Raw genomic sequence first — 26,464 nt, 5'->3', positions numbered from 1 at the left:
GGATATGAGCCTTTTGATACTGAAGAACTTTTGATTGCTAGTATTCCAACAATCCCAAAGAAAGCGGCTGTGGCATTAGATACTTTTAATGTTTTCTTTTGGCAAAACAGTTCGTGGAAAAATAAAGGTAATATTTTAAATAAAGTCGATGGACTAACACTTAATAAAAATAAGGCTTATCCACTTCGTTTAATTGCCCGTAATGGTACAACCAGTCCGGCAAATAATGTATTCAATGCGGTTATTCTGGATATCAAACTGATTGGAACACTGCCTGATAAATACTACAAGCTGTCTTATTTTAAGAATGGCAATACTTCAATTGTAGGTGCATTAGATGGTTGGGTGATTGAAGAGTTTGATAAGGCGAATTATGAGACCGCAAATAATGCCTCTTTGCGTATAGTAGACTATACACATCCAGTTGCCGATGTGAACAAAAACGGTACGATCCAGACCGTTAAAGTTGTTTCTGCAATTCGCTCTGAATTTCAGGCATTCATTACTTTAGATACAGCAAGCTTACCGCCAGTTGGTACACCGATTACATCTTTGAATGCTGGTACAAGTGGGTGGTCATGGATCATTGATCCATCTTGCTATGGAATTACCATTCCTTCAGCATTAGTTATCAATCAGGGTAAAGACTTTCCTAATCGTGTAATTCAGCGTAACAATGTTACGAGTCCGTTTAACTCATTTATACGTGATGCGATTTTAGATGTACGGATCACTGGAGCGCGTCAGGGCAACTATTATGGTATTCGATATTTTAAAAATGGTTCAACTGAAGCAAGTGGCGTGATGGATGGTTGGATTATCGAAGAGCAAGCAATTGCAGATTATGGGACTACAGAAACAGCACTCGCTGTTGTGCCTTTGGCAAATCCGTATACAGTGGCATTGGATCGGACAAAGGGCATTCAGACAGTTGTTTTCGATAGTATTATCGTTCCGAGTCTTCGAGTTTATATAACTGTTGATCCTGCAAAATTCCCGCCATTCGGTGAATTTGTAAGAATGAATAGTGTTTCAAATGCTGGCTATTCTCATATTATTGATCCGTCAAAATATACATATCAGCAGCCATTAATTGAAAATGCTTTGACAATCAATCAGGGCAAGAATTTCCCAAATAAGCGTATAGCACGTAACGCAGAAACTAGTAATCCGAACTCATTTTTACTTGATGTTTTGCTCGATGTAAAAGTAATTAATGCGCGACAAGGTTACTATTATGGCATTCGATATTTTAAGAATGGTACTACGTTGTTACCTGGTGCTGCAGATGGCTGGATTATCGAAGAACAGGTAGCGGCAGATTATGGTACTAATTCGGCAGCAACTCGGATTATTTCATATACCGATGCGGCGCCTGATATTACTCGGGGCGGTATTCAAACAATTCGCTTAACTTCACCGCGCAGTGATGTTGAATTATTGATTACGATGGATACTGATAAGTTGTTGCCGTACGGTCAATATATTTCAATGTTGAATAGTGGTAGTGCGGGATATTCATGGATTATTGATCCTTCTCGGTACGAGTACAGTAAGCCTATGCCGTCAGGTGCGACATCTTTGACCGCGTTATCCTATACATGCACAGAGGCAGGCCGGTTGCGTTTAATTTGGCAGTCTGGACAATATCTATATCGTTTAAGTTTTGGGCCGAATGGTTATAACAGTTTGCCAAATCTTATTAGCCTTGATCGTGCTCCATTTGGTGACCGCAATACAGCACAGTGGATTAACGTCAATTCAGCAAGTACAGATTGGTTGCCGCCTCTAGTCGTTGAGGCTGTCAATGATGGTGATGGGAAAAGTCAAATTTACACGGGCGGCAATCATGGAGCAGATGGTAGCGCGGGTGGTGGTAATACGGCCCGTAATATTCATTACCAAATTTTAGCTGACGGCCAACCGATGAAAATGGGTGAAGCCTTTGGTGGTAATGCAGAAAAGGTTTCAGTACAGATCGTAAATGAGCTTACGGCATTCAATACAACCGGAACCGTTGACCCAGAAAATTTCCCTTCGCGTTATGTATTGAGCCAGTCGTTTGCGGTTGATATTTACTGTGGATCTATGGAAATTAGTTCAGAGGTAAAAGCATATGAGCAGATCTCAGTTAGAACAGACAATGGTCCACAAACTGTATCGGTCGGCTATCAGGAAAGTATGCTGTATTTGGATGGCCAATTTGCAACACGTGTACCTTTTGATAATAGTACCAACAGCGGCATCAAAACGCAGTACCCAAAAGTATGGGCCTTGATTTTACAGCATTCAGTAAACGGTCAGTTTGTAGCTTGGATGGATCGGGAATATGAAGCTGGCGATGGCCGATATGTGAGTGGTAATGCACCATACATTCGGGGAGGGTTTACAACAAATACCAAGTTTTATCATGCTGCTGTTGCGGGTGGAATTAGAGCAGAATTACAAATGGGTGAAAAGTATAAATGGCGCGGCGGTTATGCTTGGCAAGCCCCAACACTACAAGGTACTTTTGATTCTACGATTGTGTTTCATAAAAATGGAAAAATGACTACAGCCATAGTCAAGACAGCTATCGATTATACAGTTGTTTAAAGTCCTAATTTATTTAAAAGCCCTGAAATATGGGCTTTTCTCATTTCTGGAGACAGGAAATGCAAGAACAAGCAGCAAATGCGGTTGAAGCTGCTGCAAGTACAGCCGCAGCAACAGCGCCAAAAGTATCTTATATATCAGCGGGGGCATCAGTGGCAGCGTATGCAGCAAATATTGATTGGGCAGTATGGTTTTCTGTCTTTATTGGTGTGATCTCTTTTTTCACGACGTTGTACTTCAAACGCCGTGAAGATAAGCGGGCTCAAGAGATCCACGAATTGCGTAAGAAGCAGTATGAGCAAACCAAAGAACGGCTAAAAGGAGATTTTGATGACAAGTGAAAAGACTCGAGCATATTTGGCCTTTGCCTTGGTTGCATTGATGTTTGTCCTGGTAATTGCATTATTCTTTGTCGATATGCCACGAGAAAACAGCAACTTAATAAACACGGCTTTGGGTTTTATTGCAGGGGCAATGACAACCGCTTGTGGTTTCTACTTCGGTAGTTCTGAGCAAGAAAAGAAAAAAGATATTTAAATCTTGTAATTAATAAATGGCCGCTTTTGGGCGGCTTTGCTCTAATCAAGTTTCTTATCATATGTAAACTAATTATTTGACTTCAACTCTCTGTATTTCACAAAAATCTAATGTAAAAATAAAGGAGTTGTTCAAGTACTACAGAATAGCGTTTAAGGCCAATATGTAAACAAGGGTGAGTAGAAAAAAAGCACCTTAGGGTACTTTTGTTTATTTCCATTCATCTGATTTAGCAATAATTTATAAATGTCTATTTATACTAAACGTTCAATTATAAAAAGGTGAAATAAGTGAAAAAATTAATAATTGGTACATTAATCAGTATGAGCACTATGGGAAGTGCTTTGGCCGCCTGTACTTATAATCTTGATGCTACTAACAGCCAAATTTCAAGTTTAGGGGGTATCCCTTTTATAGCTCAACAATCACAATCAGGCAGTTCGCCAATTACTCCATATAAATTAAAATTTATTGATAGTTCGCAGCAAATGGCAGCTAATTTTTTAAATGGATTGGTTGTCGGGGATAAATTAGTATCAAATAATGGCACAATTGCATTTGAATTTAAGATAAACAGTTTTGCATCAACAAAACCTTTAAATGATGGGGAACTGGATGCACAAATTGCTTTCTATGGTCAAGATACTACTAATAACAGTATGTTGTCAGGTATGTTGTGGCTGCATAGTGGTTACAATGGAGTCTCTTCATATCCCGAATCTGCAAGATTTAGTGGGATGTTAAGAGGAGGATCATATAATCTAGTGAATGGATTTCCACAACCTATCAATCCATTAGTAAGCTTAACTCCTTCCCCAGTTGTATTACCTGTAGGCAATAACTTCAGAGTCGGAGTCTATTTAAATCAAACAACCAAAGAGCTTGGTTTAATTGTTAATGGCGTAAATAAAGGAATAGTACTGAACTATGAAAAGACTTTAAAAAATATAGGTTTTTTTATTAGCTCTACTCAAAACCGAATTGATTCTAATGATTCAATTATCAATCAAAATGTAGGCGTTGAGTTGATTACTGATGCAGCAAGCATGACCTTAAGTTACCCATCTGGAACAACAGATATTTGTGGAACAACAATTTGACTTTAAAACCAGCCAAGTGCTGATATTTTTAATACCATAACTTTATATAGCGCCCATTGGGCGCTTTTTTATTGCCTAGAGGAAAGCAAAATGGATAGAAAACCTTTTTTTGATGCTGCACGTGTCCTAGCGGGTGGTAAGCTTACACAGACCCAAGTCGATAACTTGAACAAAGTTGCAGATCAACTAAATCCCAATCAAGCAATGAAAACCAGTCAAGTAGGTATCAACTTAATTATCAGCTTCGAAGATCTAGTGCTTACTGCCTATGACGACGGTGTTGGTGTCTGGACGATCGGCTACGGCACCACGGTTTATCCTAATGGAATAAGAGTGAAAAGAGGAGATACTTGTACTAAAGCCCAAGCAATGTCCTTTTTCCAACATGATTTGAGGCGCTTTGAGGCTGCAGTTAACCAAGTTGTAAAAGTGACAATAAATCAAAATCAGTTTGATGCATTGGTTAGTCTAACTTACAACATTGGGGAGCAAGCATTTAAGGATTCAACTTTGTTGAAAAAATTGAATGCTGGTGATTTTATGGGTGCTGCTGAACAGTTTAAAGTCTGGAATAAAGGCGGTGGCAAGGTAATGAAAGGACTTGTTCGCCGCCGTGCTGCAGAGCGTGAGTTGTTCTTAAAAAAGTGATATTAATATGTAGGTGCTAATAAATATTGTGAAAGAATAAGAACCAACTATCTAAATTCTTTTAATAGCATAATTTTTATAAATTTATTATTTAAAATATAATGGAGTTCAATATGCCAAAGAACAATGAACAAGGTGATAAAGAAATAAAAGGGCGGGAAGCTAGTACTGAGGAAGCCGCTCAAAGTCCAGAACCGGGCGGCGCAAGTGGTCCAAAGGAAACACCGTCTGAACCATCTACTAATCCATCTGATACAGCTGGTGGAACCACGACCACAAAACCTTAAACGTACTTATTTCGAAGCTATAGAATACAACCAAACCTTTTTATAAAGTAATTCAAACTAATACCGCTCATTATCCAAAAGGAAGATGAGCGGTATCATTCAGAATATTTAAAGAAGTTTCAGTTGCTAAGAAGTGCTTTCAATATCATTTTTATCAATAACTGTGGATGTGCCATCAGGATAGTTGATTATTATACTGTCTACGCCATCAGGTAGTGGCTTAGGACAAGAATAATGTAAAGTAATTATGGTTTCACCAGAAGGTCGAGGAATGAATAAGTACCGCGGTACAACTGTTAAAACTAAATTTGGTGGTATTTTCTTTTCTAAATGTGAAAACTCAAGCGTTGCTTCATCCGATTCATTTCCTACGTCAACTTCGGCTTTGATGTGTAAGCTTGGTGAAAAATTAGGGCCAGGTTGATTGTTATACCAAGCAGACCAATCAACTTCTCCATCAGTTAATTTTTTACCAACATTCTGATTTTCTTTCCGAGACCAAGGAAATCCGTCTATGGGGCCGAATGTCTTGATACTCCATGGAAATGAATCTGCACCACCAGATAAAACTGATTTATTCTTATCAAACAGCTTAACTAGAGCATTGGTAGAGGCATGGATTCTAACCCCCTTGACCCAACTTGGAAGATCAATTACTAACGGAGTAGCAAAAATATCTACTCCATCGTGATGTGCAAAGACTAAGGCATCCTTTGATGGTTCAGTAGCATAAAAATCTATATCAAGAATGCCGTCCTCTGGTTCTTTAATATAATACCAAGGCCCTAATTCAGCATTAGACCAACCACTAGATGGTACTTTACCCTTTGCACTAATTACGGCTGAAGGTGGTGTATCCCCACTGCTTTGCGTAAAATCTACATACACTTTATTTACAGATATAACTTTTCTAACCATTTTTATTACCTATTATTTTGTAATTATTAGAGAACTATATCTAGCATTATTGCATTACATAATCAATTGCATACGTCTTAATGCTGAGGCTATGAGTGAAGATAGCGATGGATGGTTGCTGTAGCATAAACTCACTATCTTAAAAACAATTTGAGACGCCTTAATTATTTGGAATCTCTTCATCCCTCGGCTTTCTAACGTCCTTAACAAATCGCTCCTCCATTGCCCCATATTTTTTAAAGTTTTCACGAGCTTGGTTTAGTGAAGGTACGTTTGCACCGCCAGCGGAATCATGGTCTTCTGCTTGTACAGGATCATCCTCCCAGAAGCATACAGAGCAGATAATATAATCACCGTTAGATGGTTCGTCTCTGGTTAAGTAGCCACAGCATAAACACGGGTAGAGCATTCTATTTCTCCAATTTTTTATTTTTCAGATCGTATATAAGTAAAAGCCCTTCAACAAAGGGCTTTTGCATTTTTTAACTTTCAATGTTGATGGCAGTTTTAAGTATTGCATGTCGTTATATGATTAAATATTTTTTCACAAACTGATTTTGCTGGTTCAGTAAGATCCCAATCTTCATATGTCATTAATACTTTACATATTTCACAAAAACTTACTTTATCATCAATTGTTCCTGAAGCATCTGAAAATAAACGAGGTGGGGATGTAACAGAATTATCTATGCGGATAGTATCATCAATAATTTTTCCAATACCTTCAGCACTTATAAAATTGATTGAAGCATTTAGTTTTTCAATATCAAATTTATCTTTATCTCTAGCAAAACCCTTTTGTGTTAATTTATTTTGTGTATCGGAGCTTAAAGTAATTTGTGCAGAAGCTTTCTTGATTCCCATAAATTTAATTAAACAAGCTTTGTAGATTATTGATGCTGTTAATGTATTCTCTATTTCTTTACAAGGTAGGGTATATACATTTTCTTTTAATTCATCTCGCCACTCTAGAAGTCTTTCCGCTTTACCTTCATTATCACCATCAGCTAAAAGTAAAATATTCTTTGTAATTGCTTTAGCTGTCAAACCTTTACTATTCTGTAAAAACTCTAAAGCTTCCTCTTTTGTTGGGTAGTCATCAAGAAAACTCCAGTGAGTGATGTTTCCACCAGCATATTCAATAAATGCGTAATGGAAATTAGGCATAAAACTTTTATATCTCTCGGCATTTTTTTTATCTTTTGAATCAGAACTACTACCAAGAACTTGAATATATTTCTGCATTAATTTTGATAAATACATGCGATCAGTTACGCCTTCAACCCAAATTGTACAATTGGCTAAATATAGAGATGATGGTCTAACACCTAATGAGCTTAATAATTCATGATCTCTATCACAGCGATAAATTTTGAAATCAAATTCTTTACGATCAGCATCTATAGGTTGCTTTACAAACTTCTGAATTATGACTTCATCGGATTCATCAACCATATCTAATAGGTGATTTGAGTGCGTCGTGAAAAAATAATAATGATTAGTTTCATTTAGATAAAAATTCATGAGTTGACGAACCATACCTGCATGCATATTTAACTCAGGCTCTTCGATAAAAAATGCATGTACCTGCTTGTTACCATTTTCATCTACATTTTTTATGAAAGCTTCATAAGTTAAAATAATAGCTTGTTGTAAACCATCACCAAGTTGTGATATTGGAAACTGTTTTTCAGAACCAATTTTAATGTTTACAACATCTTGATCATGTTTAGGGATAAGTGATACATGTTCATTATCAAAAAAATATTGACTCAATTTTTCTTCATAACTTTTAATTAGATCACGCTGCTCTGGCTCACCTAGTAGATGAACCTTTAATTCATAATAGAGACATTCACCTGTAACGATATTATGTGAACCAAATTTAGGTTTTTCAGGTTTCTCTGTGGTAGATTTTTTTTCAGGGAAATAATCTTTTTTAGCACGTTCGATATAGGGCTGTTTGTTTTCATCATCAGTTACTGGACGCATACCACGAAGTATAGGTATATAAAATTTTGAACTTTCAAATTTTATTTTAGTTTCATAATTATTAACAAAATTTTTAATTTCATTGGTTTTTACTTCTAAAATATTTGTATAATCAATTTTTGAATCAGATATTTTTTTTATATTATTTAAATAGTTTTCTTTATATTTGCTTCTAGGGAAAAGCGGAAAGTCAAGAACTCCATTTATAAATTTTAACAAAGTATAATAGCTATCTCCAGAGCTTGCACTTCCAATGTAAATAGTGCTTCCTTTGTATTTTTCTACAGCTGACTTTAGATCAGAAAAATGATTAGTTAAATCAGGAAAGGAAAAGTCTTGTATTGTATGCTTAGGAGCTGAAAATAAATTTCTAATAAAACGACTTTTACCAGAGTTGTTTTTTCCAATGAAAAAGTTTAATTTTTTAATTTCGATTGAAAACGGAGTCTCCTCATCAATATCAGAGCTATAGTTCTCTAAATTTTCTGCCCAATAATATAATTTTTCAGCCATAAAAACCCCAAATAATGTAATTTACGTTAATCTTATATCAATGCGGATAAGAATAATTTTTTATAAAATCACTCTCGATTCTTACTTTAAAATATTTAAGTATCCTATCTAAATAAATATTTAAAAAAACTCACTCAATCAATCTCAGCTTTCTAAGACGAGCTCTGATAGCCCCTGTACTTCGTTTTAATAGCTGGGATATTTCCTTAACATTTTTTCCTTCAGTCATGAATAAATCTATTAATTTAACTTCTTCATCCTCTGACCAAGCTTGATATGCGTTGGTACCATCTGAATTCTCATCTCTCTTGAACTTTTTGATAATCTTTTCAGGTTCAGGTTCAGGTTCAGGTTCAGGTTCAGGTTCAGGTTCAGGTTCACCAGTTTTTAGAATCTGAACTATTTCATCAAAGAAGCCCGTATTTTGATTAGCGATCATATAAAGGTTTTCTTTCGCTCGAGTCATTGCCACATAAGTTAACTTACGTTCAGTATCTTCATCACGATTAACATTAGGGGAGATCCTTGGCATATTCTCTAAACCAATCAAGAAAACATGCTCAAACTCTAAGCCTTTTGAAGATTCAAAATTTAGAATTTTTATTGTTGGATCCTTTAGGTTTAAAGTCTTTTTATCTTGGCTTGTCAGAATAAACTTAAACGCAACATTCGGTGCGAAATCAGCAAAAGCATTTCGAAGCAACATATCGACTTTAGCCTGTGATACATGCCTTGCTACTAAAATGGCAATCGAGCTTTCAGAGTAGCCGTTTTTAATAAGATAATTGCTCTTCTTAACAATAAGATTGATCGTTTCTTCAAGATCTTTACTTTGATACGCAACAGGTATAGTACCAACTTTGCATTCACCCGTATCTGGGTCCAGTACACGATCAAAGTCATCTTCGGCAATTAGACTATCCAGTGTTCTACTGTTTAAGAAACTTCTAGCTGTCATTAGAATTTCTTTAGTATTCCGATAACAACGCATCAATTCTGTAGGTTTTTTACCTTGAACTTCTAAACCAAAGGACTTCCAGCTCGGTCTTTTTCTATTAAAGATATTCTGTGCAGGGTCATAACAGAATAGAATGCTATTAGTCTCTGGGTTTAAGACTCTGATTAAACTTTGAATCCATTCTTGGGCAAAGTCTTGGCCTTCATCAATTAGAATAGCATCATACTTTTGAGTAAGCTCAGTATTGTCTAGATGTTTATTTAATATCTCGGTAATTCTGAGGCTATATTCATCCTGAGTTTCTTTATCGAGCATAGTCAGATTTGCATTGGTAATCTTCTTAACTAAGCCATGGAACGTTGAAATGTCTATCTGATCAATATGATTTTCATTCATCATATTGAGGATATGATTACATAGGGTATTGTTGAAACATACGACAAGAATTTTCCAGTCTGGATACACTGTTTTTAAATATTTGGCTCGGCATGCAATAACTAAAGATTTACCACTGCCTGCCACACCTTTAAGAATCCTATGTCCAGTACCAATATTCTTAGCAATCATCTCTTGCTGAAGATCTAGAGCCATTAAATCTTGGGGCTCTGCATCAAACAGTTCGTGATTTTCAAGTGCATTGATTCGTATTTCTGGAAATAATAAATATCTTAGAGTCTTGAGCTGAGTATAGTTGAGAGGCTCAAAATCGAAGAATTCTTTAAAGTTAAGATGAATTTTTCTAATAACTTCTTTTCGATTATCTTTGTGCTCTAGGTCGTACTCAAGTTCATCTTTGAATAAGATTTTATTCTGCTCATTTATGCCATCTTCTAATAGGCCCAGTGAGGCAGCATCACTACGATAAATGTTTGTATAAAAAACGCAGTAGGTAATAGGGAATATCGTTTTACCTTCATAATGACCAGATTTTGCTATTAATGAATCATTTCTCTTACATTTATTTAAAAGATTCATTGCAACAGTGCGAGCCTGAATTCTAGGGTTGGTTACAACATCTGGTTTATCTTTACGATAAAAGTTACCCTTAAAGTGTGTAGGATTAACTTCTTTAAAATTGCTTTTGGTCCAGTCTTTGACTTCAATGGCAAGTAAGCCATGGGTGGGGAACCATAAAATAAAATCCGAATAACGCCCTAAAGCCTCTGTCTCATACCAGACAATAGCATCTTGATCTATGAATAGGTCTTGTAAAAATTTATAAACTTTTTTTTCACCCGGTGTGATGTTGTCTACGTTAGTTAGCGTTGTAGGCACCATGTCTACCATGATTTATTTCCTTGTTCACTCGTTAAATCAGAATTTTCTTGTGCATTGTTGGCTGCTTGCTAATTAAACAAACATTATAAGATCATAAAATGATACCGTAACAAATAGTATAAATGATACCCCTTAATACCCCCAAGTTGAGGTATATTTAGCATTTAGATTATTTTTCTCTGTATTCTTTAGGGGTAGTAATGAGTAAGCCGGTTTCATTTTTGATAGATGATTTATTAAATAGAATTAAAAATCATGGTGAATACATTAGTGCTATAGAACTGATTCAATTAATTGCAACCTATCAAAAAAGAAAAATACAGTATGTTGCTAGCTATTTATACAAACATAACTTGGATGAAATTGCTCCAATGTATGAAAGGAAACTAGTCAAAAGAAACGAGTTTGAAAGTGAAGTACACTTCTCTATTGCTGATAATAAATACAATCAAAAAAGTTGGCATCAAACCAGTAACTTTTTACATAGAGTAAAATTTGGAGAAGATGACATATTTGCTAAAACTGAAATAGAAGAAGTAATTCATGGTTTTGGTGAGAAAATTTTTACTAAATCTCAAGAGAATTTCTTAACTCGCTGGAAAGACTATTGTTGGCTGACAGATGATTTAATAAACTTTCAACCAATCAATAAATTAAATAATAGAGAGTTGAGAGGACTAAAACCTGATTGGAGCTATTGGTTGAGTCTCTATGAGTTAGATGTTTCTTGTTTAATAAACTTATCGATGGGATTAAACCCATTAGGTGATAATAAACATTATTCTTCATTATTAGATGAGATTGTTATACATGAAGGGGGTAAAGAGCTGGATCATAGAATGGATGTTTTATTTTCTTATATTGGGAATGACAATCATCCCTTTATTTTCAAAGATGAAGATAAGCTTTCTAAAATACATACGAAAATAAAAATTAAAGACTTTGTTGCATGGGCAAAAAGCTTAGGCTGGAATCTACCAGAGGAATTACAAGATCTTTTTGAGAGTTATAACAGCGTGGGGCTTCCCGTAATAGGACATGCAACAACAGAACATTACCAACAGCAGCGGGATCAATTGCTACTAGAAAATGAAAAACTAAAAGCAGAATTGCTCAGAGCACAGGAACATATTAAACAATTGGAACAACAAGGTAGCTCAGAGCACCCTTCACTTGATAGAGATCACCCTAATCACGCGCCTGAATTACTGTTAGCAATACAAGCTTGGGAGTCAAAATATATTCATAATGAATACCCTCATCACGATCATACCCCCGCAATAAAAGCCTTTTTAAATAAATCTGGTTATACAGGTACGAGATTGCAAGACCGAATTGCAGCTATTACAAATCCTAAAGATATAAATAAATCAAAGAACTAGATGAAGTGACACCTCTAGGTGTCACTAATTTTTTATTAGATGGCACTTGTATGTCACCTCATACTTTTTGTTTAACTAGCCTCATCGAAACAACACGATGAGGCCTTTTATGGACTCAAATTATTTATCTAAAAATGGAGCTGATTCAGTTTCATTCATCTTTATTAAGTTTAAAGCCATTAAAAATTTCTTTAATTTGATCGTCGCTCAATCCACTTTCTTTGAGCGATGTCATGACATGGCTAAGGATTTTTACACCTGCATCCGTAAAAGCTCCAATATAAATAGATTGGTTAGTTTCAAAACTTTTTTCCAGTCTATCAACAATTTCTGCATTCATGGAGCGGTTATTTCCCTTTGCTGTCGTAACAAGTTTCTCTCTAAATTCAGGAGTTACACGTACTTTCATGGTCACAACTTTGTTGTCATCTTCATTCATAGCAAAAGGCTTTAAAAATAAAATTTATGTTAACCCCATTTTGGGGATTGACCAATAACCCCAAAATGGGTACATTGATTAAACACCCCAAAATGGGGACATTGGAGGGAGTATGAAACCTAAAGAATTCGTCTATGTGAAAGTCCGCTTGGAAATTGATTCTCACAAACAGCTTAAGGCTAAAGGTGAGTCTGACGAGCGATCTATGAATTATCTGATTAATAAAGCGGTCAAATTGTTGATCATTCAAGAAGGAGTTAAAACATGAATGCGATTGTTCCATCATTACACGTACAATCCATGAATCATATTGAGATTGCTGAGCTTGTTAATAAGCGATCTGACAACGTGAAACGGACTATTGAAACTCTTGTTGATAAAGGTGTAATTCGGCTTCCTCAAATTGAGGATATCGATAAAATCAACAACTTAGGGTTAAATATTAAAGTTAAGACTTACATTTTCACAGGTGAACAAGGTAAACGAGACAGCATCATTGTCGTTGCTCAACTTTGCCCAGAGTTTACCGCTCGTTTAGTAGATCGTTGGCAGGAATTAGAAGCTCAAGTTGCTAAACCAATTGATCCAATGAAACTATTGGCAGATCCACATGCTTTACGAAATGCCTTGCTGACATATTCAGAAAAAGTGATTGAGCTTGAACAGCAAGTAGAGGTTATGCAGCCAACAGTTGAAGCCTTTAAGCGTATTGCTAAAGCGGATGGAAGCTTTTGCTTGCGTGACACAGCAAATAACTTACAAATGCGCCAAAGTGATCTAATCAAATGGCTCCAGTTAAATGGCTGGATTTACAAACGTCTGGGCAATGCCGCATGGCATGGTTATAGCGATAAGCTACAGGCAGGTTATCTGGAACATAAAACCGAAGTGATTACTCGTCCTGATGGCTCAGAAAAGATCACAGAGCAGGTGAGAGTGACACCAAAGGGATTAACCAAGCTTTCAAAGCTATTAGGAAATCACAATGCATAATTCAGGCAATAAAAAAGCCCTTGATAATTTCTTGGCGGAAAACAAAGGGCTTAGTGTTGTCATCGCATGGAGCAATAAACTACATGAACAGTATGACCCAGTTAGTTGCTGAAAATCAAGTCTATGATGCAAGTGATGTTGCTGAGGGCTTTGCACTGGCATATGAACAAGTTGCCGATATTGCAGCAATGTTGGATGCAATCCAGCACAAGCAAGAGCGAACAATTGAATATCTGGCCAAGGTCTATAACGTACCTGAGTCAGTATTCAAGGAACTCACACGGCTTTTTCAGATTACTGAGAGCATGATTCAAGATTCCATGACTTTCAGTAAAGAGCAGGAAGATTCCTATAAAAGCTTAAATGAAGGGAAGGCTTCTTAATTTGTTGACCTCTACTGAAACCGCTTTCTGAAGCGGTTTTTTTATATTTTGAGAGCAGGTTTTCACTCAATCTACTTATGTCAGATAGGCAAACTCAAAGCTCAATGAAAAAAATGATATTGCGAATATTTTGTGAAAATTTTGTGAAAGTGAAATTTGCACCAACAAAAGACTCAAGCAAAACACTGGAAGATTCTATAAAATAAACGAAACTTTTCGCTCAATTTAAAATTTGGCTCTTTGTATAAATGACTGATATAGAAATAGAAACGCATCCATTACAACCATTTTTACCTGCGACTGCAAAGCTGCTGATGTTGGGCAGTTTTCCACCGCCACAAACTCGCTGGAAGATGGATTTTTACTATCCGAACTATCAAAATGATATGTGGAGAATTTTTGGCCTGATCTTTTTTAATGATAAAGATCACTTTTTAGATTTGCCCAATAAAAACTTTAAAGAGCAACTGATCCGTGAGTTCTTGACTCAAATTGGTGTAGGAATCTTTGACACGGCCTATCAAGTGAAACGATTACAAGGTAATGCTTCTGATAAATTTTTAGAAATTGTCACGCCTACAGATTTATCCAAATTACTGGAACAAATTCCACTGTGCCATACCATCATGACCACAGGCGATAAAGCCACAGATACGCTGATGCTACACTTTCCAGAGCAAGCTAGTAAGCCTATGATTGGACAGTCGGTGCAGGTGAATTATGCTGATCGAGAGCTGAATTTATACCGATTACCATCATCATCGAGAGCCTATCCTTTAGCACTGGAAAAGAAAGCTGAAGCTTATAAGCAATTTTTTGAACAAATTGGCTTGGTATAAATATAAATAAGGGGAAATAAATGCAGGATGTCGCAAGCCCAATTGATTTAAGAAATTTCGCTGATGCTTTGGAATGGCAAGAAACGGCGAATATGAAAAGGCCGTGGCGCAAAGACTTCTTTGAATATTATGCCAATCTCATTAGGCAGCATATTTCTGAACAATATCAGGTATTAGAACTTGGTTCTGGACCAGGTTTTTTAGCTCAACATTTGCTCTCGCAACTTGCTAATATTGAATATACTGCTTTTGATTTTTCAGAGGTGATGCATCAGCTGGCACAAGAAAAACTCAATATCACTGAAAGAGCACGGGCAACCTATATTGTTGGAAGCTTTAAAGCTGCTGATTGGCAGAATACATTCTCTCAGAAGTATGATTTGATTATTATCCATCAAGCATTACATGAGCTTCGACATAAATGCTATGCAACTGATTTCCATAAAATCGTAAAAACATTATTAAAACCCAAAGGCTATTATTTAGTCTGCGATCATTTGTGCGCAGCACATGCGATGCAAAATGATCAGCTTTATATGACCAAACAAGAGCATTTAGATGCACTTGAACAGGCATCTTTTACACAGATTAAGATACCGTTAGAGATAGAAGGGCTGTGTTTGTTTGAAATGACTTTGGATTAAGTAATTATAGCGAGTCTAGATAAACTCGCTATGCGTTTACATCATCCATTCAATGGGAAAATAAGACACAAAGTGCATGGTAAAACGCTGGAATTTGGTACTTTCAGGGTCGTGATGATGTTCAACCACTTCACCATTTTCTTTATGCTCATACCAAACAATGTTACCGTCTTTATCTAATTTGAGCTGATAAGCCACTTGTAATAAATGCTGATCCAGCATGGCGGTGATTTGGTCTTGTAAATGATCAGATTCCACCACTAAACCAACTTCTGTATTTAAATGGGCAGAACGTGGGTCAAAATTAAATGAACCAATAAAAACTTTTCCATCAACATCAAAAAATTTGGCATGCAAACTTGAGCGATTCTTGCCTTTTACAGGAATCACGCTGCCTGTCGCAATTTCATACCAAGTCCGTTTTTTACGTTCAATATTCGGTTTAAACTCATACAGTTGCACGCCACTTTGTAAAAGTGGTTTACGGTATTGGCTATAAAAAGAATGCACCACGGCGACATCATTCGCCACCAAGCTATTGGTTAGGACGCGGACTTTAATACCATCTTTGGAGAGTTGATTGAGGTAAGCAGTTCCTTGTTGCGTAGGAACAAAATAAGCCGAAACTAACTCCATATGTTGTTCTGGTTTACCCATAATTTTCAGAACTTGAGCATATAAAAGTTCCTGATCTTTGGCTTGTCCTAAGGCCTTATTCGGATGATCTGCGACAAAATGTGCTTTTGCCCATTGGATTGGATAGTTTTGTAGACGTAATTTTAAATAATCTTGAGCGGCTTCGAGTTTATCTTCGGTGGGTGTATCCACCTGATCTAAGGCTTTATAAGTATTTCTTAAACTTTCCAGTTGTTGGAGCGTACCAGAACCCATTAATTGCTCAGTTGAATAGCTGAGTTTATCTGACCAGAACTCATCGAAAACCTGTTCCGCGTGATCGACGGCTTTACCGTAGAACAAAATGTCCATGTCGCTAAACTGAAACTGGTCACTGGCCTCAAAGTATTCACTACTGATATTACGGCCACCTGTCACTGCAATTGAATGATCGGCAATGGTAAGCTTATTGTGCATACGATGATTAATCTGTTTCAGTCTAAAAACATAATCAATAAAGCGTAAGTGTCTAAATTTATAAGGATTGAAAATACGGATTTCAAAATTTGGATGTTGGGCAAGGGCTTTTAAGGTTTTATCTAGTTTTATGCCATTCTGATCATCAATCAATAAACGGACTTTTACCCCACGATCAGCAGCTTTGAGCAACTCATGCAGCATCATGTTGCCGATCGCATCGTCATTCCAAATATAATATTGTAAATCCAGTTGATGCTTGGCATTTCGAATTAAATGAATACGGGAAGCAATACTTAAAAAGGCATCATCCAATGCTAAAAATGCAGTTAAACCTTTTTCAATATTAAGATCGGCTTGTGGATCATTCATCCACTTTGTTTTCGTATGCAAGGAGTTACTCCGATCATGGTTCTGATTGGGTGGCAAAGAACAGCCACCAATTCCTAACATGATAACAAGTGTCATTATCTTAAAATGGTATGAATTGTTTATCATTTTATTGATCAAGCGTGTGGATCCAACAGTAATTTGTAGATGATTGATTTTCTTATATATCTAAATGCCTGTTTGTTCCAAGGGTGAAATGTAATTATCAATATAATCAATTGCTTATTTCGAATATTAGTTTTTTATTTATGTAAATTAGGCCCATGAAATATCATTTTATAGAATTAAAAACCATATATATTGAATTAGTTTACTATACTGGTGTATAGTATATTTTTAGATTTAATGTGGTCGACATTATGCCTAAACAGTTAGAGGATAAAAAAAAGATTCTCACACGTGTAAGACGAATCCAAGGTCAAGTTCAGAGTGTGGAACGGGCTTTGGAAAATGACACAGAATGTGCTGATATCTTGCAGCAAATCTGTGCAGTTCGTGGTGCATTAAATGGTTTGATGACGGAACTTCTCGAAATTCACCTCAAAGACACTTTAGTTGTCGGTGAGTCATCTGAGTTGCAACGCAGTCAAGAGCTCATTCAAGTCAGTAAAATTCTTAAATCTTATTTAAAGTAAATTAGGGGCAGCTGACATTTCACAGATGCTTGTGACAGAAGGGATTTTTTAAGCGGTACAAGGCAGGGTTTGTGAAACTTAGTGATTCTAAGTAATGAACAGCGACTAAAGCTGTGAAACCTAACGCTGTAACGATAAAAAATCTAACTGTCCCGTAGGGTTATGGCTAAAACTTCCGTAAACTGCGTTATGAAACTTGACAAGGGAGCCGCCTTTGCCTGTCTTTCATGCCTTGTTTATTTACGGAGCTTTAATTGCTCCTCATTTAGCCGATAACACAATGCATGGTTGAAATATCAACTGACCCAAAGGAGTGTCATTGTGATTAAATCTCGTGCAGCCGTTGCTTTTGCCGCAGGCGAACCATTACAAATCGTAGAGCTTGATGTTGAACCACCTAAAGCGGGTGAAGTCCTGATTAAAATTACCCATACTGGTGTGTGCCATACCGATGCTTTCACTTTATCAGGTGATGACCCTGAGGGTGTTTTCCCCGCAGTACTTGGACATGAAGGTGCAGGGGTTGTGGTGCAAGTTGGTGAAGGTGTGACCAGTGTTGCAGTCGGTGACCATGTGATTCCATTGTATACCGCTGAGTGTAAAGAATGCTTATTCTGTAAATCGGGAAAAACCAATTTATGCGTTGCTGTTCGTGCAACTCAAGGTAAAGGCGTAATGCCAGATGGCACAACACGTTTTTCTTATAATGGCCAACCGATTTATCACTATATGGGGTGTTCAACCTTTAGTGAATACACCGTTGTTGCAGAAGTGTCTCTGGCAAAAATTAACCCTGAAGCCAACCATGAACAAGTGTGTTTATTGGGTTGTGGCGTAACCACAGGTATTGGTGCAGTACATAATACGGCAAAGGTACAAGAGGGTGATAGCGTTGCCATCTTTGGTTTAGGTGGTATTGGCCTCGCAGCAGTGCAAGGTGCGCGTCAAGCCAAAGCCGGACGTATTATTGTTATTGATACTAATCCTGATAAATTTGAACTGGCAAAACAGTTTGGCGCAACTGACTTCTTAAATCCGAAAGATTATGATCAGCCGATTCAACAAGTGATTGTTGAAATGACAGGTTGGGGCGTTGACCATTCTTTTGAATGTATTGGCAATACCAATGTCATGCGTTCGGCACTGGAATGTGCACACCGTGGTTGGGGTCAATCAGTGATTATTGGCGTTGCGGGTGCAGGTCAGGAAATCTCAACGCGTCCATTCCAGTTGGTGACAGGGCGTAAATGGATGGGAACTGCTTTTGGTGGGGTAAAAGGCCGTAGTCAATTACCGAAAATGGTGGAAGATGCAATGAAAGGTGAAATTGAGTTGGCACCATTTGTAACGCATACTATGCCATTGGATGATATTAATCATGCCTTTGACTTAATGCACGAAGGTAAGTCGATTCGCACCGTGATTCACTTCTAATTAAAAATGATAGGATTTGATGATGTGAAATACATCATCAAATCTTGGGTAATATGAAATGTCAAAAGCACAATTAAAGCTACATGTGCGAATCTTATCTGATGAGCAGATTGCTTTTGGTCCGGGTAAAGCTGAGCTACTTGAAGCAATCCATCGTACAGGATCAATTTCCCAAGCCGCGAAATCTATGAAGATGAGTTATCGCCGTGCATGGCAATTGGTGGATACCATGAACCAATGCTTTCATTCTAATCTGGTCGATACCCAAACGGGTGGAACGCATGGTGGTGGTGCAGTGCTAACCGAATTGGGGCAAGTGGTGCTCAAGAAGTTTAGAGCCATGGAGCAGCAAGCAACTCAGGCTGTCGCAACTGAGTTTGAAGATTTAGCCAACTATCTGAAAGTAAATAAATAATCTTATAAATATAAATAATTTAAATAGCATTTCATGGTCTTTGTTTTGATCCTTTCTCTCTCAATAAAAATTTGCTGAGTTATAGCGCATCGGTATTTCTGTCGAATCTTTTTAGCACCATCATTAAACCATTCAAACAAACTTGCATTTTAGTGTTTTTATTAAGTTGTTAATTTATATATTAAAAACATTTTTGGCACGCTTTCTGCTTCTATCTATTCAAACTTGTATACAAGATAGGATTCATAAAGTGAGCGAAATAAAAACTTTAGGCTGGACAATTTCTGAATGGCAAACAGCGTATTTAAAGCAAGAAATTCAACTCGATATTTTGCAGGAGTTAGTTTCAGCACTTGATCCTAAGGACGTTGCTTGGATTTCTCTTGCGAGTACAGATTTAGTTGAGCAACAAATCCAATCTTTAAAGCAACTGACTCAAGATGCGGAAAATCTGCAAAAACAATTTCCTCTCTATGGTGTGCCATTTGCAGTCAAAGACAATATTGATGTGGCTGGTTTTGTTACTACAGCAGCATGCAAGGCATTAAATCGTGTCGCAACACAAGATGCTGAAACGGTTCGATTACTTAAACAAGCAGGAGCGATTGTCGTTGGTAAAACCAATCTTGATCAATTTGCCACAGGCTTAGTTGGCACACGTTCACCCTTTGGGGCTGTACCGAATAGTTTTAAACCTGAATATGTCAGTGGGGGCTCAAGTTCGGGTTCAGCCAGTGTGGTGGCACGCGGCTTAGTGCCATTTTCTCTCGGGACTGATACCGCAGGATCAGGTCGTGTGCCTGCAGCGTTCAATAACATAGTCGGTTTAAAGCCAACCAAGGGCCGCTTTTCTAATCGTGGTTTATTACCTGCAGTAAAAAGTATTGATTGTATTTCAATCTTTGCTCTTACAGTCGCTGATGCTGAATTGGTGGCTGCGCAAGTTGAAGCTTATGATGCTTTAGATAGCTATTCACGTCAGCATCCTAAAAACGTACCTGCACGTTTTTCCAGCAAATTGAAATTTGCCATTCCGAATAAATTGAACTTCTTTGGTGACAAGCAAGCAGAAAAAGCCTTTCAACACACCATTCAATTACTTGAAAGCTTAAATGCTGAAATGACACCGATTGATTTTTCTGCTTTTGAGCAACTTGCAGCACAACTCTATCAAGGTCCTTGGGTGGCAGAACGCACTGCAGCGGCTGCCGATCTCCTCAAAACCAATGCTGCTGATTTTGATCCGACCGTTTTAGAAATTATTCAACAAGGTGAAAAGTATTCTGCAGTGGATGTCTACAATGCTGAATATTTAAAACAGGATTTGACTCGAAAAATCCAAGCTAGCTTGGCTGAGTTTGATGCCTTGATCGTGCCAACTTCACCAACGATTTATACCATTGAACAAATGCAACAGCACCCGATTGAGTATAACGCGCATTTCGGCACGTATACCAATTTCACCAACCTCGCTGATTTAAGTGCCTTGGCATTACCTGCAGGCTTTAGAGCTGACAACTTACCTTTTGGTATCACCTTAATTGCACCTGCTTGGCACGATGCAGCCTTGGTGCATTTCGGCAAAGCATGGCAGAACTATTTAGCACTGAAACTCGGTGCTTTAGATAAGACATTAGCTGTAGCAAGTGCACCGACTTTGTTGTCTCCTCACCATATTCGTGTTGCGGTTGTAGGGGCACATCTAACGGGAATGCCACTGAATTTTCAACTCACCACACGTGGTGCCGTGCATGTCGAAACCACCAAAACCTCTCAGGATTATGCGCTGTATGCCTTGAATGGGACAGTTCCGCCAAAACCTGGTTTGGCTCGTCAGCAAGATGGGCAAAGCATCATTGTCGAGCTCTGGGATGTACCAACAGCACGTTTTGGTGAGTTTGTGGCAGAAATTCCAACCCCATTGGGTATGGGCAATGTCGAACTGGAAGATGGCCGTTGGGTTAAAGGCTTTATTTGTGAACCCTATGGCTTAGGCGATGCAGAGAATATCAGCCATTTTGGCGGTTGGAGAGCGTATATCCAGCACCGTAACAGTCAAGCAGATCAGCAACTCGCCAATACAGCCAATTAATTTTTAGGGGGAAATCATCATGTTTAAGACCGTACTTATTGCAAACCGTGGTGAAATTGCTGTTAGAGCAATTCGAACGCTGAAAAAATTAGGCATTACCAGTGTCGCGGTTTATTCGGACAGCGACCGCTATGCACAGCATGTACAGGATGCAGATGTCGCAATTGCATTAGATGGTTTAAAACCAGCTGATACTTATTTGAGTATCGAAAAACTGATTCAAGCCGCTAAACAGACTGGAGCAGAAGCAATTTTTCCGGGCTATGGTTTTCTGTCTGAGAGTGCAGATTTCTCTCGTGCTTGTGAAGAAAATAACATTGCCTTTATGGGGCCAACTGCAGAACAGATTCTGGAATTTGGTTTAAAACACCGCGCACGTGAACTTGCCGCAGCGGCTCATGTACCAATGACTCCTGGGACAGGTTTGTTGGACAGTTTGGAGGAAGCATTGACTGCGGCTGAACGTATTGGTTATCCAATCATGCTCAAAAGCACTGCGGGTGGCGGTGGTATTGGCCTCACTCGTTGCGATACCCCACAAGCACTAGCAGATGCTTATGAAAGCGTGAAACGCCTAGGTGAGCAGTTCTTTAAAGACGCAGGTGTTTTTATTGAATGCTTTATTGATAAAGCACGTCATGTCGAAGTACAGATTTTTGGGGATGGTAAAGGTCAAGTAGTTGCGTTTGGTGAGCGTGATTGTTCATTGCAACGCCGTAACCAAAAAGTGGTTGAAGAAACACCTGCTGCGAACTTACCTGAAGCAACCCGTAAAAAGCTACATCAAGCTGCTGTTGAACTGGGTCGTTCTGTGAATTATCGCAGTGCAGGAACGGTTGAGTTTATTTATGATGCCAAGCGGGATGAATTTTATTTCCTTGAGGTGAATACCCGTTTACAAGTAGAGCATCCAGTAACGGAAATGGTGACAGGTCTTGACTTGATCGAGTGTATGCTCAAAGTGGCGGCTGGCGATGCATTGGATTGGGACTATCTCAACAATATCCAACCGCAAGGGGCTGCGATTGAAGTCCGAGTTTATGCCGAAGATCCTGTGAAAAATTTCCAGCCAAGTCCAGGTGTGCTTACAGAAGTGTCATTTCCCGAAGGTATTCGTGTTGATACTTGGGTGAAAACAGGGACTGAAATTTCTCAGTATTTTGATCCAATGATTGCCAAGATTATTGTACATGCGGAAGATCGAGCTACTGCGATTGAAAAATTAAAAGTAGTGTTAGCGGAAACGCGTTTAAATGGTATCAGCACCAACTTGGATTATGCCCGTGCCATTGTCTCAGACCAACGTTTTGAATCCATGCAAATCTGGACACGCATGCTTGACGATTTCAGCTATTCGCCAAAAGTCATTGAAGTGATCCAAGCGGGTACACTCAGTTCAATTCAAGATTATCCTGGGCGTACAGGCTATTGGGACATTGGTGTACCACCATCGGGTCCTATGGATGATTATGCATTTCAACTTGCCAACCGTATTGTCGGCAATGATGCTAAAGCGGCAGGTTTTGAATTTACCTTGGTGGGTCCAAGCTTAAAGTTCCATGCTGACACCACCATTGCACTCACAGGCGCAAGCTGTACTGTTATGTTGGATGATCAGCGCATTGCTTTTTGGCAGCCGATTAAGGTCAAAGCAGGTCAAACCCTGAAAATTGGTCAAGTAGCATCAGGCTGCCGTACATACTTAGCTGTACGTGATGGACTGGATGTACCCTTATATTTAGGTAGCCGATCAACCTTTGCATTGGGTAATTTCGGTGGTCATGCAGGACGTACTTTACGTGTTGGCGACATGATCAAAATGGTCGATGCAGAACTTGCCAGTGCGGAATTACCGTTGGCAACGGAGACACCACAAGCCTTATCCAAAGATCTCATTCCAGAATATAGCAATGAATGGGAAATCGCAGTGCTGTATGGACCGCACGGCGCACCTGATTTCTTTAAACCTGAATATGTGGAAGAATTCTTTGCCTCTGAGTGGACGGTTCACTTTAACTCAAACCGTTTAGGGGTCAGACTTTCAGGTCCAACACCGAGCTGGGCTAGAGAAAATGGTGGTGAAGCAGGTTTGCACCCATCTAATGTGCATGACTGTGAATATGCAATTGGTGCGATCAACTTTACCGGTGATTTCCCTGTGATTTTGGCAAAAGATGGCCCAAGTCTAGGTGGCTTCGTTTGTCCAGTGACTATTGCCAAAGCCGAGCTATGGAAAGTAGGTCAACTGAAAGCCGATGACAAAATCCGTTTTTACCCAATCACGGCAGAGCAAGCCAATGCATTAGAACGGAAACAAATCGACAATATTCAGAACTTTGCCGCTGCTTCTAAAGTCGTTGAAACCATTGAATCAGCTCAAGACGTGTTTACCACCATTTTGGCTCAACGTGAACCAACTGATTTATCACCAAAAACTGTCTATCGCCAAGCGGGTGATAGCTATATATTATTAGAATATGGTGAAAACATCTTAGATTTGGCACTACGTTTGCGTGTGCATCAACTCATTCAAATGATTCGTGATGCCAATCTTGCAGGTGTTTTGGAACTGTCACCAGGTGTGCGTTCCCTACAAATTAAATATGATGGTCTGGTGATTCCTCAAGCTGAGCTCATTCATCAATTGCTTAAACTTGAAGAACAAATGGGTGATTTAAGCCAGCTTAAGATTCCATCGCGTATTGTTCATTTACCAATGGCATTTGAAGATAGTGCGACTTTAGGTGCAGTGGAACGTTATCAGGAAAGTGTTTGCGCCAAAGCGCCGTGGTTACCGAATAACGTTGATTTTATCCAACGTATTAACGGGCTAGCACATCGTGATGAAGTCAAAGATATTATTTTTGATGCCAATTATTTAGTACTCGGTTTGGGCGATGTTTATCTGACAGCACCATGTGCGGTGCCGATTGATCCACGCCATCGTTTGCTCAGTTCTAAGTACAATCCTGCACGTACTTTTACTGCGGAAGGCACAGTGGGTATTGGTGGGATGTACATGTGTATTTATGGCATGGATTCACCCGGTGGTTATCAGTTGATTGGTCGGACGCTGCCGATCTGGAACAAGTTTAAAAAGAACAAGCAATTTGGTGATAAGCAATGGTTCTTGCAATTCTTTGATCAGATTAAATATTTTCCAGTGACTGAAGCTGAATTGAATGAATGGCGTGCAGATTTTGAAAATGGCCGTGCTCAGATTCAGATTGAAGAAACTGAGTTTGATTATGCAGATTATGTACAATTCTTGGACAATGAAGCGGAAAGTATCGCGGCATTTAAAGACAAGCAACAACAGGCCTTTAGTACTGAAGTGAGTCGCTGGAAAGAAGAGTTTGCTGCACAACCTGAGCAGCAAGAGGAGCAAACCAATCATGTTGATTACAGCCATCTTTCTTCTTTAAATGCTTCAATGACAGGAAATATCTGGAAGATCTTTGTGGAACATGGTCAAGAGATCAAAAAAGGTGAAACTGTTGCTATTATTGAAGCCATGAAAATGGAGTTACCTGTCTATGCGGAAGAGGATGGTATTGTTAAGGCCATTATTTGTAGAGCAGGGCAAACCGTACACAGTGGTGAACCATTGGTCTATATGGAATAAGCTTGAATGAAAGAAGCGAACATCAACATAAAAAACACAACCAAAGGCTCAGACAATCTGTCTGAGCTGGTTTACCAACGCATCAAGAATGACATCTTTGATTTCAAATTGATGCCAGGTGAACGCTTTACTGAGTCTGAAGTTGCCAAAGCCTATGATGTGAGTCGTACCCCAATCCGACAAGCCTTATATCTTTTGCAACAAGAGGGCTATGTTGATGTGAGCTTTCGGAGCGGTTGGCAGATTCGGCCGCTCAATTTTCGTTACTATGAAGAGCTTTACGATGTTCGTATTGTTTTGGAAAAAGATTCGATTCGTAAACTCTGTCAGATTGACCACCACAATTCGGTTGAGCTGTCAGTGTTAAAAGACCTGTGGTTAGTACAACCTTCTGAGTATTTAAAAGACATTAAACAACTTTCTCAGCAAGATGAGGATTTTCATTGTGCTTTGGTCCGAGCTTCAGGCAATAATGAAATGGCGAGGATCCATCGGGATTTGAGTGAGCGCATTCGGATTATTCGCCGTTTGGATTTTTCTAAAGATTATCGGATTGAAGCAACTTATCAAGAACATCAAAAAATCTTGGGTTTTATTTTCGATCGACACACTGAACAAGCGATCAATGCGATTGAAGCGCATATTATGCAAAGTCGTGATGAAGTGAAAAAAATTACTTTACAGATGTTGGATTCGAGTCAGTTTTATTAGTCCAAATATTAGGTATAGTCATTGATAGTATCTAACTTAGTAAGGTAAGAGTTTATGGCAATAAATAAACGTATTAAAAGAAAGGAAGGAGATATTGCGCTCATAAAACTTTCAAATAATTCTTTTTGCTATGGTCGAGTTTTAGCTGACCCTTTATTCGCTTTTTATAATTTAAATACATCTCAGCCTTTATTAGATATTGATCAAATTATTGGAAAAAATGTTTTATTTAAAGTTTGGGTAATGAAACATGCAATTACATCTAGTAGATGGGAAATTATAGGCAATCGTAACTTAGATTCGAATCTTATAAGTTTTCCTTTATTCTTTAAACAAGATATGTTTACTAAGGAGTTCACTATCTATGATTCAAGAACTAGTCTTGAGATTAGTGCAGGCTATGACGAGTGCAAAAGCTTAGAAAGAGCGGCTGTTTGGGAGCTTGAACATATTGAGAATCGATTAAAGGATTTTTTTGAGGGTAATGCTAATAAATGGGTTGAAAGTTTAAAACCTAAGTTATAGGTAATTCTAAAAAAATTTACAAAACTCTCTTTTCCATGC

25 protein-coding genes are annotated in these 26,464 nt (G+C 38.2%); 19 read left to right on the top strand and 6 right to left on the bottom strand.

The genetic code is table 11. The annotated features are described in order from the left end of the window. The first annotated feature begins 69 nt into the window (after positions 1–69). The 6 genes from NDN13_RS05075 (at position 70) to NDN13_RS05050 (ending at position 5,167) form a co-directional block, all read left to right on the top strand. The gene (locus NDN13_RS05075; RefSeq protein WP_251117430.1) at positions 70–2,595 is read left to right on the top strand and encodes a hypothetical protein; all 2,526 of its coding nucleotides are present in this window, start codon (positions 70–72) and stop codon (positions 2,593–2,595) included. Between the two features lie 59 nt (positions 2,596–2,654). Next, positions 2,655–2,936, top strand: coding sequence for a phage holin family protein (locus NDN13_RS05070; protein ID WP_251117429.1), 282 nt, complete (start codon positions 2,655–2,657; stop codon positions 2,934–2,936). After that, positions 2,926–3,132 carry a hypothetical protein gene (locus NDN13_RS05065; protein WP_171548947.1) on the top strand — a complete coding sequence of 69 codons (207 nt, stop codon included), beginning with the start codon at positions 2,926–2,928 and terminating at the stop codon, positions 3,130–3,132. The genes NDN13_RS05070 and NDN13_RS05065 overlap by 11 nt, the downstream gene beginning before the upstream one ends. A gap of 290 nt (positions 3,133–3,422) precedes the next feature. Then, positions 3,423–4,232 carry a DUF4882 family protein gene (locus NDN13_RS05060; protein WP_251117428.1) on the top strand — a complete coding sequence of 270 codons (810 nt, stop codon included), beginning with the start codon at positions 3,423–3,425 and terminating at the stop codon, positions 4,230–4,232. Between the two features lie 90 nt (positions 4,233–4,322). Beyond that, complete coding sequence (locus NDN13_RS05055; protein ID WP_251117427.1) at positions 4,323–4,880, top strand: lysozyme; 558 nt, start codon at positions 4,323–4,325, stop codon at positions 4,878–4,880. A 113-nt stretch (positions 4,881–4,993) separates the two neighbouring features. Further along, a complete protein-coding gene (locus NDN13_RS05050) occupies positions 4,994–5,167 on the top strand; it encodes a hypothetical protein (RefSeq protein WP_251117426.1) in 174 nt (57 codons plus the stop codon). A 126-nt stretch (positions 5,168–5,293) separates the two neighbouring features. Here the strand turns inward: NDN13_RS05050 and NDN13_RS05045 are convergent, their stop codons facing one another. The 4 genes from NDN13_RS05045 to NDN13_RS05030 all read right to left on the bottom strand — a co-directional run bounded on the left by NDN13_RS05045 (position 5,294) and on the right by NDN13_RS05030 (position 10,835). Further along, positions 5,294–6,085, bottom strand: a complete 792-nt coding sequence (locus NDN13_RS05045) for a hypothetical protein (RefSeq protein WP_251117425.1) — start codon at positions 6,083–6,085, stop codon at positions 5,294–5,296. Positions 6,086–6,245: 160 nt separating this feature from the next. Beyond that, positions 6,246–6,494 carry a CPCC family cysteine-rich protein gene (locus tag NDN13_RS05040; RefSeq protein WP_251117424.1) on the bottom strand — a complete coding sequence of 83 codons (249 nt, stop codon included), beginning with the start codon at positions 6,492–6,494 and terminating at the stop codon, positions 6,246–6,248. Between the two features lie 98 nt (positions 6,495–6,592). After that, positions 6,593–8,590, bottom strand: coding sequence for an AAA family ATPase (locus NDN13_RS05035; protein WP_251117423.1), 1,998 nt, complete (start codon positions 8,588–8,590; stop codon positions 6,593–6,595). A gap of 130 nt (positions 8,591–8,720) precedes the next feature. After that, positions 8,721–10,835: a 3'-5' exonuclease gene (locus NDN13_RS05030; RefSeq protein ID WP_251117422.1), complete on the bottom strand. Its 2,115-nt coding sequence runs from the start codon at positions 10,833–10,835 to the stop codon at positions 8,721–8,723. 191 nt (positions 10,836–11,026) lie between these two features. On the opposite strand from NDN13_RS05030, the gene NDN13_RS05025 reads away from it, so the two are divergent. Beyond that, positions 11,027–12,208 carry a hypothetical protein gene (locus tag NDN13_RS05025; RefSeq protein ID WP_251117421.1) on the top strand — a complete coding sequence of 394 codons (1,182 nt, stop codon included), beginning with the start codon at positions 11,027–11,029 and terminating at the stop codon, positions 12,206–12,208. Between the two features lie 151 nt (positions 12,209–12,359). On the opposite strand, the gene NDN13_RS05020 is transcribed toward NDN13_RS05025, so the two are convergent. After that, a complete protein-coding gene (locus tag NDN13_RS05020; RefSeq protein ID WP_251117420.1) occupies positions 12,360–12,647 on the bottom strand; it encodes an Arc family DNA-binding protein in 288 nt (95 codons plus the stop codon). A 112-nt stretch (positions 12,648–12,759) separates the two neighbouring features. Here NDN13_RS05020 and NDN13_RS05015 point away from each other — a divergent pair, with 112 nt between their 5' ends. The 5 genes from NDN13_RS05015 (at position 12,760) to NDN13_RS04995 (ending at position 15,506) form a co-directional block, all read left to right on the top strand. After that, complete coding sequence (locus NDN13_RS05015; RefSeq protein ID WP_251117419.1) at positions 12,760–12,915, top strand: toxin-antitoxin system HicB family antitoxin; 156 nt, start codon at positions 12,760–12,762, stop codon at positions 12,913–12,915. Beyond that, positions 12,912–13,640, top strand: coding sequence for a phage antirepressor KilAC domain-containing protein (locus NDN13_RS05010; protein WP_251117418.1), 729 nt, complete (start codon positions 12,912–12,914; stop codon positions 13,638–13,640). Before NDN13_RS05015 ends, NDN13_RS05010 begins: the two co-directional genes overlap by 4 nt. A gap of 83 nt (positions 13,641–13,723) precedes the next feature. Next, positions 13,724–14,023 carry a hypothetical protein gene (locus NDN13_RS05005; protein WP_251117417.1) on the top strand — a complete coding sequence of 100 codons (300 nt, stop codon included), beginning with the start codon at positions 13,724–13,726 and terminating at the stop codon, positions 14,021–14,023. A 248-nt stretch (positions 14,024–14,271) separates the two neighbouring features. Then, positions 14,272–14,862 carry a uracil-DNA glycosylase family protein gene (locus NDN13_RS05000; RefSeq protein WP_251117416.1) on the top strand — a complete coding sequence of 197 codons (591 nt, stop codon included), beginning with the start codon at positions 14,272–14,274 and terminating at the stop codon, positions 14,860–14,862. A gap of 20 nt (positions 14,863–14,882) precedes the next feature. After that, positions 14,883–15,506 carry a class I SAM-dependent methyltransferase gene (locus NDN13_RS04995; protein ID WP_251117415.1) on the top strand — a complete coding sequence of 208 codons (624 nt, stop codon included), beginning with the start codon at positions 14,883–14,885 and terminating at the stop codon, positions 15,504–15,506. 36 nt (positions 15,507–15,542) lie between these two features. On the opposite strand, the gene NDN13_RS04990 is transcribed toward NDN13_RS04995, so the two are convergent. Next, complete coding sequence (locus NDN13_RS04990) at positions 15,543–17,051, bottom strand: phospholipase D family protein (RefSeq protein ID WP_251117414.1); 1,509 nt, start codon at positions 17,049–17,051, stop codon at positions 15,543–15,545. A gap of 296 nt (positions 17,052–17,347) precedes the next feature. On the opposite strand from NDN13_RS04990, the gene NDN13_RS04985 reads away from it, so the two are divergent. The 7 genes from NDN13_RS04985 to NDN13_RS04955 all read left to right on the top strand — a co-directional run bounded on the left by NDN13_RS04985 (position 17,348) and on the right by NDN13_RS04955 (position 26,425). After that, positions 17,348–17,623: a metal/formaldehyde-sensitive transcriptional repressor gene (locus tag NDN13_RS04985; RefSeq protein WP_004653592.1), complete on the top strand. Its 276-nt coding sequence runs from the start codon at positions 17,348–17,350 to the stop codon at positions 17,621–17,623. Between the two features lie 324 nt (positions 17,624–17,947). Beyond that, positions 17,948–19,057, top strand: a complete 1,110-nt coding sequence (locus NDN13_RS04980) for an S-(hydroxymethyl)glutathione dehydrogenase/class III alcohol dehydrogenase (protein WP_167247836.1) — start codon at positions 17,948–17,950, stop codon at positions 19,055–19,057. A 58-nt stretch (positions 19,058–19,115) separates the two neighbouring features. Next, positions 19,116–19,472, top strand: coding sequence for a winged helix-turn-helix domain-containing protein (locus NDN13_RS04975; RefSeq protein ID WP_171548964.1), 357 nt, complete (start codon positions 19,116–19,118; stop codon positions 19,470–19,472). 250 nt (positions 19,473–19,722) lie between these two features. Next, the gene (atzF, locus tag NDN13_RS04970; RefSeq protein ID WP_251117413.1) at positions 19,723–21,564 is read left to right on the top strand and encodes an allophanate hydrolase; all 1,842 of its coding nucleotides are present in this window, start codon (positions 19,723–19,725) and stop codon (positions 21,562–21,564) included. A gap of 19 nt (positions 21,565–21,583) precedes the next feature. Then, positions 21,584–25,189 (top strand): urea carboxylase, encoded by a 3,606-nt coding sequence (uca, locus tag NDN13_RS04965; protein ID WP_251117412.1) that lies wholly within the window; start codon positions 21,584–21,586, stop codon positions 25,187–25,189. Positions 25,190–25,195: 6 nt separating this feature from the next. Further along, positions 25,196–25,900: a GntR family transcriptional regulator gene (locus NDN13_RS04960; protein WP_251117411.1), complete on the top strand. Its 705-nt coding sequence runs from the start codon at positions 25,196–25,198 to the stop codon at positions 25,898–25,900. A gap of 54 nt (positions 25,901–25,954) precedes the next feature. Continuing rightward, positions 25,955–26,425, top strand: a complete 471-nt coding sequence (locus tag NDN13_RS04955) for an immunity 26/phosphotriesterase HocA family protein (protein WP_251117410.1) — start codon at positions 25,955–25,957, stop codon at positions 26,423–26,425. The last annotated feature ends 39 nt before the right edge of the window (positions 26,426–26,464 follow it).

Source organism: Acinetobacter sp. C32I (genome assembly GCF_023702715.1).
GTDB lineage: Bacteria > Pseudomonadota > Gammaproteobacteria > Pseudomonadales > Moraxellaceae > Acinetobacter.
The sequence above is the reverse complement of the archived record's forward strand: the minus strand, read 5'-3'. Positions and strand labels throughout refer to the sequence as shown.